The sequence below is a fragment of the Corallococcus sp. CA041A genome (genome assembly GCF_003612075.1).
Classification (GTDB): domain Bacteria; phylum Myxococcota; class Myxococcia; order Myxococcales; family Myxococcaceae; genus Corallococcus; species Corallococcus exiguus.
This window is the reverse complement of record NZ_RAWF01000301.1, coordinates 1-11,740: the sequence shown is the minus strand read 5'-3', so window position 1 is coordinate 11,740 and position 11,740 is coordinate 1. Positions and strand designations below refer to the sequence as shown.

11 protein-coding genes are annotated in these 11,740 nt (G+C 70.8%); 4 read left to right on the top strand and 7 right to left on the bottom strand.

The genetic code is table 11. The features are described from left to right. The 3 genes from dnaG to rpsU form a co-directional block, all read right to left on the bottom strand. Window positions 1–1,294: DNA primase (dnaG, locus tag D7V77_RS35865; RefSeq protein WP_120580764.1), on the bottom strand; the 1,294-nt coding region annotated here is incomplete at its 3' end. A 338-nt stretch (window positions 1,295–1,632) separates the two neighbouring features. Next, window positions 1,633–2,091, bottom strand: a complete 459-nt coding sequence (locus tag D7V77_RS35860) for a GatB/YqeY domain-containing protein (protein ID WP_120580763.1) — start codon at window positions 2,089–2,091, stop codon at window positions 1,633–1,635. Between the two features lie 110 nt (window positions 2,092–2,201). Then, a complete protein-coding gene (rpsU, locus tag D7V77_RS35855) occupies window positions 2,202–2,396 on the bottom strand; it encodes a 30S ribosomal protein S21 (protein ID WP_014395136.1) in 195 nt (64 codons plus the stop codon). A 135-nt stretch (window positions 2,397–2,531) separates the two neighbouring features. Here rpsU and D7V77_RS35850 point away from each other — a divergent pair, with 135 nt between their 5' ends. After that, on the top strand, window positions 2,532–4,124 hold the full coding sequence (locus tag D7V77_RS35850; RefSeq protein WP_172815105.1) for a HEAT repeat domain-containing protein: 1,593 nt from the start codon (window positions 2,532–2,534) through the stop codon (window positions 4,122–4,124). 85 nt (window positions 4,125–4,209) lie between these two features. Here D7V77_RS35850 and D7V77_RS35845 read toward each other — a convergent pair whose 3' ends face one another. Next, complete coding sequence (locus tag D7V77_RS35845; protein ID WP_120580762.1) at window positions 4,210–5,121, bottom strand: GGDEF domain-containing protein; 912 nt, start codon at window positions 5,119–5,121, stop codon at window positions 4,210–4,212. Between the two features lie 71 nt (window positions 5,122–5,192). After that, window positions 5,193–6,212, bottom strand: a complete 1,020-nt coding sequence (locus tag D7V77_RS35840; protein WP_233597444.1) for an asparaginase — start codon at window positions 6,210–6,212, stop codon at window positions 5,193–5,195. Between the two features lie 145 nt (window positions 6,213–6,357). Between D7V77_RS35840 and D7V77_RS35835 the strand changes: the two genes are divergently transcribed. Genes D7V77_RS35835 through truD form a run of 3 tightly spaced genes read left to right on the top strand, consistent with a single transcriptional unit; the run spans window position 6,358 to window position 9,606 of the window. Continuing rightward, entirely contained in the window at window positions 6,358–7,260 is a 903-nt protein-coding gene (locus D7V77_RS35835; protein ID WP_233597443.1) for a thioredoxin domain-containing protein, read from the top strand. A 7-nt stretch (window positions 7,261–7,267) separates the two neighbouring features. Further along, window positions 7,268–8,587 carry a DUF4388 domain-containing protein gene (locus D7V77_RS35830; protein WP_120580759.1) on the top strand — a complete coding sequence of 440 codons (1,320 nt, stop codon included), beginning with the start codon at window positions 7,268–7,270 and terminating at the stop codon, window positions 8,585–8,587. After that, the gene (gene truD, locus D7V77_RS35825) at window positions 8,584–9,606 is read left to right on the top strand and encodes a tRNA pseudouridine(13) synthase TruD (RefSeq protein ID WP_120580758.1); all 1,023 of its coding nucleotides are present in this window, start codon (window positions 8,584–8,586) and stop codon (window positions 9,604–9,606) included. The genes D7V77_RS35830 and truD overlap by 4 nt, the downstream gene beginning before the upstream one ends. Before the next feature lie 265 nt (window positions 9,607–9,871). Here the strand turns inward: truD and D7V77_RS35820 are convergent, their stop codons facing one another. Together D7V77_RS35820 and D7V77_RS35815 are read right to left on the bottom strand one after the other, a co-directional pair. Further along, entirely contained in the window at window positions 9,872–11,299 is a 1,428-nt protein-coding gene (locus tag D7V77_RS35820) for an OmpA family protein (RefSeq protein ID WP_120580757.1), read from the bottom strand. A 17-nt stretch (window positions 11,300–11,316) separates the two neighbouring features. Then, window positions 11,317–11,740 (bottom strand): DUF4398 domain-containing protein (locus D7V77_RS35815; RefSeq protein ID WP_233597442.1); only part of this gene is annotated, 424 nt, incomplete at its 5' end.

Genomic DNA, 11,740 nt, shown 5'->3' with positions numbered 1-11,740 from the left:
GCTTGGGGGTGGGGGGCGGCTTGTACTGGATGGACGACTCAATCTGCGCCGGCATCCAGCCGAAGTGCCCCGCCAGCGCGCTGATGAGCGCCGAGCGCGTCAGGCCCGGAGGCACCTGGGAGGTGACGGGCTTGAGCCGCTCCAGGGCGGACATCTTCTCCTCGAAGCTCGCCTGCTTGCCCAGGGGGAGCAGGGTGGCGAAGAGGTAGGCGGTGAGGGGCTGGGCTCCCTCCAGGAGGCGCTCCACGCCGTCGGTGCCCTCGCGGCGGGCGAAGACGTCCGGGTCATCCCCCTGCGGCAGGAGCGCCACCCGGGTGGGAGCGCCAGCGGCGAGCAGGGGACCGGCCAGTCGCTCCACGGCGGCGAGGCCCGCGGAGTCCCCGTCCAGGAGCAGCACCAGGTCGCGGGCCTCCGCGCGCTTGAGCACCTGGAGGTGCCCGGCGGTGAGGTTGGTGGAGCACAGGGCCACCGCGTGGCGCACGCCCACCTGGTGCAGGCCGATGCAGTCGAAGTACCCCTCCACGAGCACGGCCGTCTTGCGCTTGTGGATGTCGTCGCGCGCCTGGTCCATGCCGAAGAGCGTCTCGCTCTTGTTGTAGAGCCGGGACTCGCGCGAGTTGAGGTACTTGGGTCCGTCCTCCGCCGCGACCAGCCGGCCGCCGAAGGCGATGGGCCGCCCCTCCGGCGCGCGGATGGGCACCATCAGGCGGCTGCGGAAGAAGTCGATGCAGCCATCCCCGCTGTTTCGCTTGCTGATGAGCCCCGCCTTCAGGCCCCACTCCAGCATGCCGTTCTTCTGGAAGCGGTCCGCCAGGAGGCTCCACTGCGCGGGCGCCCACCCCAGGCCGAAGCCCTGGGCCACTTCCTCCGACACGCCACGGCTGGCCAGGTAGGCGCGCGCGGCGCGGCCTTCGTCCTCGTGCCAGAGCAGGCCGCGGAAGTGCTCCGCGGCGAAGTCCGTGGCCTCCTTGACCTGCTGACGCTCCTTGAGGCCGGGGTCCTGCGCGGCCTCCAGGTCGATGCCCACTTCCTGGGCCAGGTCTCGCACGGCGTCCTGGAACGTCTTGCCCAGGTAGCGCTGGATGAAGGACACCGCGTCGCCGCTCGCCCGGCAGCCGTGGCAGAAATAGAAGCGCTTCTCCGGCACCACGTAGAAGGACGGCGTCTTCTCCTGGTGGAAGGGGCAGCGGCCCTTGAATTCACGGCCGGCCTTCTTGAGCTCCACGTGACGGGACACCAGGGACACGATGTCCACGCGGTCGAGGACCTCCTGGATCTTGTGCTCCGGAATCACGACGCCCCTCCATCCATCCGCATGAGCGCGGCCTTCCGCCCGCCATCCTGACGGCCCCCTCTGACGCACCCGGGGCCGCGCCCCGCCGGGACTTCCACCCAGGCGGGTAGGGCAGGCCGACGCGGCAAGGGCGCGGAAACGGACGAGGGTTGGGACACGGCGCTCACTCCTGAAGGCTGCCCGCTCGCCTCCCGGGGTGGGGGACGGGCGGAGGTGCCTTTGAGGATCAGCGCTTAATGGCCAGCGGGCGAGGGATCAAAAAATCCGCTTCGAGCCCGGGGTGGGGAGGGCACCTGGGAGACGTTCCCGGCGCCCCTTCCCCTGGAATCACAGGTGCTTCAGGACAGCTTGGCCAGCTGGGCCTTCACTTCTTCGGAGATGGCCTTGCCCTCGGCCTTGCCCTGGAGCTTGGGGTTCACGTTCTTCATGACCGCGCCCATGTCCTTGGGGCCCTTGGCGCCGACCTCGGCGATGGAGGCCTGGACGGCGGCGGTGAGCTCTTCCGGGGTGAGCTGCTTGGGCAGGTAGCGCTGCAGGACGGAAATCTCCTGCTCTTCCTTGTCCGCCAGCTCCGGGCGGCCACCGGCCTTGAACTGTTCGATCGAGTCGCGGCGCTGCTTGATGAGGCCGGCGATGACCTGCAGGACGCCCGCGTCGTCCAGCTCGCTGGCGCCCGGCTCGACCTCCTTGTACTTCACGGCGCTCTTGAGCATGCGCACCACGCTCAGGGTCAGCTCGTCCTTGGCCCGCATCGCGTCCTTCAGGTCCGCGGTCAGGCGCTCTTTCAGGGTGGTCATGTCGGGATTCCTCACGGGCGGGGAAAAGGGTCGCCGCGCCAGCGGATGGGACGGCGGGAGCCAGGGCACCTGACTGCTTCAAGGAGCCCCGGCTCCTCACTGCGGGCCTGCTAGTACGACTTGCGGGCCTTCTTCACAGCGCGCTTCTTGGCGGCGAGAGCCTTCTTCTTCCGCTTCACGGAAGGCTTCTCGTAGTGCTCGCGCTTGCGGATCTCGGAAAGGATTCCGGCCTTCTCGGTGGCCTTCTTGAAGCGCTTGAGAGCGCTTTCGATGGACTCACCTTCCTTCACTCGAATACCGGGCATGCAGTCACCTCCTTCCGCCTAGCTGGATGCAATCTGTAAATCTTCAGAAAGTCGGGGGGTATGGCGCAGCGGGCCGGAAAAGGCAAGGAGACCCGCACGGAAAGGATGGGCCGCGTGCGCTAGAGTGTCCGCCGCGTGCCCCGCCTCCTCCTCCTGGTCCTCCTGCTGGCGGCCAGCCCCTCCCGGGCTGGCACGGTCGCTTCCGAGTGCTGGGCCTCTTGCCGCCGTCACGTCGCGGATCCGTCCCTGCGCGCGCGGACCTGTGGCGCCTGCGTCACCGGGGGACGGGTGGACAGCTGGGTGGCGTCCCTGGGGAAGGGCGGGGTGGAGGCGCAGCAGGCGCTGGCCTCGGCGCTCACGGATTCCAGCTGGCGGGTGCGCTGGGCCGCGGTGCGGGCGGAGGCCCGGAGCCGGGGACTCACGGAGCGGCGGGCCCTGGCGGATTGGATCATGGACACCCCGCCGGACGCGGACCTGGGGGCCTGTCTCACCGCCGTCCGGGCCGCCGCCGATTCCGGCCGCTCCACGGCGGACTTCCTGCGGGAGGCGGGCGCACGGGGCCCCTCCGCCGCCGCCCGGGTGTGGGCGAAGCGGGACGCCGTCCGGCAGTCGCTGGCGCTGGAGATGTTCTCGCAGGAGCCGTCCGTGCGGCTGCCTGCGCTCCTGCACCTGGCCACCTTCCTGGGGCGGTCGGCGACGCGCGTGGTGATGGACGCGGTGGCGTCTCGGCCCGTCGCCGGTGATGCGGTGATGGCGGAGCTCCTCTCCGCCGTCGCCGAGCGGCAGCATGCGTCCGTGGGCCGGCTGCTCCTCACCGAGGCGAAGCCTCCGGACGAGGCGGTCATCAACCGGCTCTTCGCCGTGTACTCGCGCGAACTGGACGTGCTGCGGCCGGAGCTCACCTCCAATGACGTGCAGCGCCGGCGCACGGCGGTGGCCACCCTGCGCCGCTACGGTCCGCTGGCGAAGCGGGAGCTGGAGGGGGCGCTGGGGGACGATGACGGCCGGGTCCGGGAGCTGGCGGCGCGGGGCCTGGCGGAGTCCTCCGGGAAGCCCCTGCGGGACGTGGCGCTCCAGGGCGTGAAGGACTCGGAGTCCGCGGAGGCCGCACGGCCGTGGCTGGGCGCGATGGCCCATGAGAAGGGGTGCTTCGCCTTCCTGCGGGACGTGGCGGAGGGGCGCAACGCCCGGACTCCGGAGGTCCAGGGGGAGGCGGTGGCGTTCATGGGGGATTGCACGGAGGGCCCGCCTCCCACACGGCGGCTGGCGCCCTTCCTCTCGTCGAACGTGACTCCGGTGCGTGCGGGCGCGGTGCGCGCGCTGGGGGCGCTGCCCCGGAACGGCGACGCGATGGCGCTGGCGGCGAAGGCGCTGGAGGACGGCGCGCCGGAGGTGGTGGTGGCCGCGTTGGACGTGCTGTCCGCCTACCGGCAGCCGTCGCGCGGGGACGAGGCCGCGGGCCTGCTGGAGTCGGATCATCCGGTGGTGCGCGCGGCGGCGGCGCGAGCGCTGGAATTCGTGGGCCGCGCCGCGCACGTGCGCGTCCTGGCGGAACGTCTGCGAGGGGATCCGGTGGCGGACGTGCGCATCGCGGCCGCAAGGACGCTGACCGCGCTGGGCGGGCCGCACGCGGTGGCGGCGCTGAGCGAGGCGGCGGCGCACGACGCGGACACGCACGTGAAGCACGTGTCGGCGGAAGGGCTGCGGCGGCTCGGCTTCGGACGCTGAGGTCGCGAGCGGCATTCGGCCGCTCAGACTTCGGCGCTGACGGCTTGCGGCGGAAGGCCCGTGGATCAGGCCTTCCTCCTGACGCTCACGGGCCGCTGACGGCCTTGGCGTCCACCCGGTTCCGGCCCGCGTGCTTGGCCCGGTAGAGGTACTTGTCCGCGGCGGAGATGAGGTCCTCCGGCTGGGAGAAGTCCGAGTCCAGCAGCGTCGCCACGCCCAGGCTGATGGTCACCTTGATGGGCGTGCCGCTGAAGATGAAGTCCGCTCGGTCCACCGCCACACGGCAGCGCTCCGCGCACGCCAGGGCCGCGTCCTCCGCGGACTCGCGCAGCATCAGCGCGAACTCCTCGCCGCCGTAGCGCGCGAGCAGGTCCTCGGTGCGCACCGTGTCCGCCACCCGCTGCGCGATGCGCGTCAGCACGAAGTCTCCGGCCGGGTGGCCGTACACGTCGTTGATGCGCTTGAAGTGGTCCACGTCGAAGAGCACCAGCGACAGCGGCACGCGGTGGCGCAGGCAGTACGCGAACTCCTTGCGCACCGTCTCCATGAAGTACTTCTTGTTGTAGACGCGGGTGAGGCCGTCGCGCGTGGCGGACTCGTAGATGCTGCGCTGGTACTGCTCCTCCAGCGCGTCCTGGATGCTGAACTTCAGCACCGTGTTGGAGCCGATTTGAATCTTGTCGCCGTCGTACAGCGGCGCCGCGCTCACCTTCAGGCCGTTGAGGTACGTGCCGTTGGTGCTGCCCAGGTCCACGAGCTGGAAGCGGCCGTCGCCAATGGCGACCACCTTCGCGTGCTTGCGGGAGATGCCGTCGTCCTCGACCTGGAACTGGGCCTCCGAGCTGCGGCCCAGCACCACCTCCAAGCGGTCCAGCTTGAACATCCGCCCGATGCCGGCGGCGGACTTGGCGCTGATGACGATCAGATAGGCGCTCTGCTGCTGGGCGCTGCCCAGCAGGTCCGAAATCGAATGGACTGAAGTTTTCTCCTCGGACATCGCGCCTTCCATCTTAGGGGCCGCCATTTCACGGCGGCAAGCACACCCACGCTCCTTTCCTGCACCCGGTGTCAGCCGACCCGCCCCACCCGCGCGGGCCGGCGCCTCGGTTTCTCCGGTGGAGGAACTGTCGGCCGCCCGACGGACAGCTCGCCGGCCACGGGCGTCCGGAGGAAGCGGGAGAGGGCCTCACCCCCCCGGGGATGCTCCGCCAGCCCCTGCATCAGCTTCACCAGCGCCGCGGACGGGGTCATGTCCGCGCCCCCCACCGCCCCTTCCGCCAGTGCCTTGGCCCCGGACTCGTAGAGCGTGAGGTCCACCCCGTTGCGGTACGACTGGCTCACCACCAGCACCGGGACGCCCCGCTCCCGCGCCTGGACGAAGAGCGGCAGGAGCGAGCGGCCCAGCTCCGGCGCGATGGGCACGTTGCCCGCCCCGTACGCCTCCACCACCAGCCCCTTCACGTGCGGCAGCAGCTGCAGGGGCAGGGCGGGGTCCAGCCCCGGGTACACCTTCAGGAGGAAGACGCGCGGATCCAGCTTCTCATGGAGCCGGAAGGGCCCCCGGGACGGGAGGCCCTTCTCGAAGGTGGCGTCCACGCCCAGCGTGCCCAGCACCGGGAAGTTGGGGCTTTCGAAGGCGTCGTACTCGGCCACCTTCACCTTGCGCGTGCGGTTGCCCCGGTACAGGTGCGAGTCGAAGCAGATGGTCACCTCGCGCGGACCCTGGAGCGCGGAGAGCACCGCGTCGATGAGGTTCAGCCGCGCGTCCGAGCGGATCTCCCCGAGGGGCCGCTGCGAGCCCGTCAGCACCACCGGGCAGGGCGGATTTCGCAACATGAAGGACAGCGCACTGGCCGTGAAGGCGAGGGTGTCTGTTCCATGGGTCACCACCGCCCCGTCGAAGTCCGGCAGTCGACGGTGGAGGTGGGCGGCCATCCGGCTCCAGAGCTCCGGCTGCATCTCCGAACTGTCCAGGTTGGAGAACAGCTCCAGTTCGATGTCCGCCAGCTGGAACAGCTCCGGGGCGCGCTTGCGGAGCGTCTGGAAGAAGGCAGCGGGACGCAGGGCGGAAGGCCGGCCACCGGCCATTCCGAGCGTGCCTCCCGTGTGAAGCATCAGGACTCTGGGCATGGGCGAGGGGCCGTCTGCCAAAGGCCGCCTTGCTTTACAAGCCCGGCGCGCGTGGCTAAACCCCGGGGCCGTGCTCCTCCCTCGATGGATGCGTGTTGCTCCCGTGCTGGCTGCGGCGACCCTGATGGGCGCTGGCTGCGCCAAGAGCGCGGAAGTTCCGGCCCCTGTCGCCGCCGCGGAGGCTCCGTCCGCGGATCCGGCCCAGGCGCTGACGGGCATCCCCGGCATGGACTTCTCCGCGCTGCCGCCCGCCGCGAAGCGCGAGCTGGCCACGGTGTTCAGCGACGAGTTCTGCTACTGCGGCTGCCCCCACTCCCTGGGCGCGTGCCTCAAGCAGCACACGCCCTGCAAGCACGCGAAGCGGATGGCGCGGCTGTCCGCCCGGATGGTGGCGGAGGGCGGGCCCGCGAGCGAGGTCATCGTCACGCTGTCCAAGTACTACGCGTCCTTCCGCGAGCCGCGCGTGCAGCTCAAGGTGGATCCGCGCATGTGCCAGGGCGACGCCAACGCGCCCGTGACGGTGGCGGAGTTCTCCGACTTCGAGTGCCCCTTCTGCGGCAAGGCCCGGCCCATCCTGGAGGGCTTCGCGAAGAAGCACCCCAGCGAGGTGCGCTTCTGCTACCTGCCGTTCCCGCTCTCCATGCACCCCAACGCCGTCCCCGCCGCGCAGGCGGTGCTGTGGGCGCGCGACCAGGGCAAGTTCTGGCAGATGCACGACGCGCTCTTCGGCCAGCAGGAGAACCTCAAGCCGGAGGCGCTGCCCGCGCTGGCGAAGTCGGTGGGCCTGGACGGGGACAAGCTGGCCGCCGTGTTGAAGACGGAGCAGTACAAGGACGAGATTGAAGGCTTCCGCGCGCAGGGGCGCATGGCGGCCATCAACAGCACCCCGACCGTGTTCTTCAATGGACGTGCCTACGAGCTGGGCTTCCAGGAGGGGCAGCTCGAGCACAGCATGGAGGACGAGGTGGAGTGGCGCGCGAACAACAACGCGTGGGCCGCTGACTGACCCTTCGATGAGCCAACGCTTCCGCATCGATGGCGCCGCGATGCTGGTCCCCGAGGACCGCACCGGCATCCCCGCGCTCGCGGGACGCTCGGGGACGTACGCGCTGATGCCCACCGCGCCCGACCTGCTGGTGTTCTCCCGCACGCCCCCGGAAGGGGGCTCCATCCCCACGCCGCGCGTGGTGCTTTCGGGGGACGCGGGTGGGTTCCCCCTGTCGGACCTCATCGCGTTCCTCAGCCAGTCGCGCTGGAGCGGCATCATCCGCGTGCACACGCCGGGCGGCGAGCGGTCGCTCACGCTGCGCGAGGGCGAGGTGCGCGGCGCCACCTCCGAGGAGCCCGCGGACCGGCTGGGCGAGGTGCTGGTGCGGCTGGGCTACGCGGACCGCGCACAGGTGGAGACGGCGCTGCGCGAGCAGTCGGCGTCCAAGCTGGGCCGGGCGCTGGTGGAGAAGGGCGTGCTCCAGGCGCACGACCTCTTCAAGTGCGTCACGCACCAGGTGAGTGAGATCTTCCACGCCATCGTGCTGTGCCGCGAGGGGTCGTTCTTCCTCATCGACCAGCCGCTGGACGAGAAGACGGGCCACTCCCTCCAGCTGTCCACGCAGAGCCTGCTGATGGACAGCATCCGGAAGATCGACGAGATGGCGCACTTCCGGAAGCGCATCCCCCACGGCCGCATGTACGTGGCGCGCAAGCGTCCGTCCGACGGCAAGCTGGAGGAGGACGAGGACCGCGTGCTGACGATGCTGGACGGGCGGCGCACGGTGCTGGAGCTGGGGCACGCGGCGCGGCTGTCCGAGTTCGACGTCACCAAGGTCGTCTTCCGCCTGCTGGAGGGCGGCTTCGCGGGGCTGACGGACAAGCCGGCGGGGGCTCCCGCCTCGGCCGTGGCGCCGGAGAAGACGGTTGCGCCGCGCGTGCGTCCGCCGGTGCGCGCGGTGGCTCCGGTGGATGCCCGGCCGGTGGCGCGCGTCTTCAACTTCATCTTCCGGGAGATCCGCGACGAGGTGGCCCGCTCCGGCATGGACCGCGAGTTCATCGCGGCGGCCAACGCGGCGCTGTCCAACCAGGCGCTGTCGTCGTCGCCGGTGCTGGAGGGGCTGGCGTTCGCGGCGGACGGGAGCCTGCCGGAGGGCCGGTTGATGGAGGCCTTCGACAAGCACCGCGCCCACCTGGGCAGCGAGCCGCTGGCCTCGTTCCGCCAGGCGCTGAGCGACGTGATGTTCTTCCTGCTGTTCCAGGCGGGGGAGCTGTTGGAGTCGCGCGCGGACGAGGACCTGGCCCGCCGGGTGAAGGAACTTCTGGCCACGCTCGAGGCACCGTGACGGACACTGGATTTCCGAGGCTGACCGCGGGCGTGCCCGGGTGCGGCGGCGCGTTCAAGCTCACGCCCGATGACTTCGAGGTGGAGGAGCTGCCCGCGTACCTGCCGTCCGGCGAGGGCACGCACCTGTACCTCTGGGTGGAGAAGCGCGGCCGGGACACGCGCGAGGTGGTGCGCGCGCTGGCGACCGCGCTGGGCGTGCGCGAGGACGACATCGGCTCCGCCGGCATGAAGGACCGTCAGGCGGTGACGCGGCAGTGGCTGTCCGTGCCCGCGAACGCCGAAGCCCGCGTGCCGGAGTTCGCGCTGGACGGTGTGCGCGTGCTGGAGGTGAAGCGGCACGGCAACAAGCTGCGCACCGGGCACCTGAAGGGAAACCGCTTCCGGCTGCGGCTGCGCGGCGTGCAGGATCTGGGGGCGGCACGGGAGTCCTTCTCCCGGCTGTCCGCGCAGGGCGTGCCCAACTACTTCGGGGAGCAGCGCTTCGGGCGGGCCGGGGACAACGCGGACCTGGGCCGGATGCTCCTCCTGGGGCAGCGGCTGCCGAAGCGGCCGGACCGCTTCCAGCGCAAGCTGTACCTGTCCGCCTTCCAGTCGCGCCTCTTCAACCAGGCGCTGGCCGAGCGGCTCACCGCGGGCACCTTCGCCACGGCGCTCCTGGGCGACGTGCTGCGCAAGGAGGAGACGGGCGGCCTCTTCGTGTGCGAGGCGCCGGACGTGGACGGTCCGCGCGTCGCCTCGTTCGAGGTGAGCCCGGCGGGCCCGATGTTCGGCCCGAAAATGACCGCCTCGAAGGGTGAGGTGGCGGAGTTCGAGGCGCGGCTGCTCGTGGACGCGGGCGTCACGCCGAGCGACTTCCTGCGCGGCGGCGACGAGACGGAAGGCACGCGCCGGCCGTACCGCGTGCGGCTGGGTGCGCCGGAGCTCACGGAGGACGGCGAGGACGCGCTGCTCACGTTCGAGCTGCCGCGCGGCGCCTACGCCACCGAAGTGCTGCACGAGCTGCTCAAGGACGGCTGAGGCGCCGGCCCGTGCGCGGTGCTGGGGCTGCTGCCCCGCGCTGGCGAGCGCGCTCGCGATGCGACGCCGTGGATGGGCGCGAGGGCCGCTGCGTCCTGGCGCTGCTTCGTGAGGCGGCCTGCGGCGGGACGCGAGAGCCGCTGCGTCCTGGCTCTTCTTCGTGCCCCGAAACGACCACGCCTCCCTGGGCACCGAGGCCCGGGGAGGCGCGTATGGGGACCGCTTGTCCCGCTCCGTCTTGAACGGAGCGGGGTGGGGCGTCACGTCACTGCCGGACGACGTTGAACTCCGTGCGGCGGTTGAGCGCGCGGCCCGCCTTCGTGTTGTTGGGCGCCACGGGCTTCGTCTCACCGAAGCCCACGGCCTCCATGCGGCCCGGGTCGATGCCGCGCTTGAGCAGCTGCACCATCACGGCGTCGGCGCGCTTCTGGGACAGCTTCAGGTTCGCCGTGTCGTTGCCCATCGAGTCGGTGTGTCCCTCGATGCGCATCTTGCGGATCCACGGCGCGTCCTTCAGCGCCTGCGCCACCTCATCCAGGATGGTGGTGCTCTGCTTGCCGATGATCTTCGCGGAGCCGGTGCCGAAGAGGATCTGCTTCTTGATCTCAATCCGGTCCTTCTTGACGATGACCATCTTGTACTGCTTGGCGCACCCGCGCTCCTCCTTCACGCCCGGGTCGTCAGGGCAGGCGTCCAGGCGGTCCACCACGCCGTCGCCGTCGCGGTCCGGATCCGGGCAGCCGGCGTTCTCCTGCGGGCCGGACTCGTTCGGGCACTTGTCCTGCGCGTCCGGCACGCCGTCGCTGTCGTTGTCCAGGTCCGGGCAGCCGTCGTCGTCCTGGTAGCCGTCCTTGTCCTCCGGCTCGTCCGGGCACTTGTCCTTGTCGTCGTTGATGCCGTCCCCGTCCTTGTCCACGATGGGGCAGCCCAGGTTCTGCAGCGGACCCGGCTCGTTGGGGCACTTGTCCGTGCCGTCCACGATGCCGTCCAGGTCGTTGTCCATCTCCGGGCAGCCGTCCTCGTCCTCGAAGCCGTCCTTGTCCTCGGGCTGGTCCGGGCACTTGTCCACGTTGTCGAGGATGCCGTCGCCGTCGCGGTCCTTGGGGGCCTCCGGCGGGCAGCCGTTGTTCTCCGCCACGCCGGGGATGAGCGGGCACTTGTCCTGCGCGTCCAGCACGCCGTCCCCGTCGTTGTCCGGGTCCGGGCAGCCGTCCTGGTCCTGGAAGCCGTCCACGTCCTCGGCCTGCTCGGGGCAGGGGTCGTCCTTGTCGAGGACGCCGTCGCCGTCGCTGTCCGTCTCCTCGATGCTCACCACCACCTGCTGCTGGGGCTGGGTGGGCTGCTGCGGCTGTTCCGGCTGCGTCTGCGGCGTCTCCGGACGGTCGCGCACCAGCACCTGGCGCGGGCCGCAGTTCTTGGACAGCTCCAGGGCGCGCTTCACCGCGGTGTCGGCGTCGCGCACGTGCTGGGCGGCGCGCGAGCTGTTGCCCTGGCTGAGCTCGCCGCGGGCGAAGTCGAGGTTGGCCTCCGCGGCGGCCAGCTCCGCGGGCGCGCAGCGCAGGGCACCGCCACGGCGGGCGCGCTCCACGTCGGCGGTGAGCACCTCCGTGTCAGCGCGAATCTTGTTGCCGCTGACGCAGGAGAGGGAGGCGAGGAGCAGGGTGAAAAGCGCGGACTGGGGCAGACGCTTCATCGGAGAGCGCTCGGGCGTCACGGGTTCTGGGGGCGGCCCTGGGAGTCGCCGCTGTTGGCCGCGGACATGGCCTTCTCACGCGCCTCGTTGGCGAAGCGCGAGGCCTTCACGGCGAAGTCCACACCGGCCTGGTAGTCCGAATAGCCGACCTCCTCCCGCGCCTTCTGCAGGTAGAGGTTGGCGGCCGTCCACTCGTAGGGGGCTTCCTTCTCCGCCCCCGCGGTGCGCGCGGCCTGGATCTGAACCTCTGCGTCCAGGATGTTGGACGTGGACTTCACGGGGCCACATGCGGTCAGCACGCCCGCGAACGCCAACAGGAGCGACTGCTTCGTCATCACGGGGGCCTCGGTCGACAGAGCGGAGACAGACTGGTCGCCGGTCGTATCAATCGCCTCCGGGGGGGTCAAGAATCGGGCGGTTGGCGTGCTGTCTCTTATACAC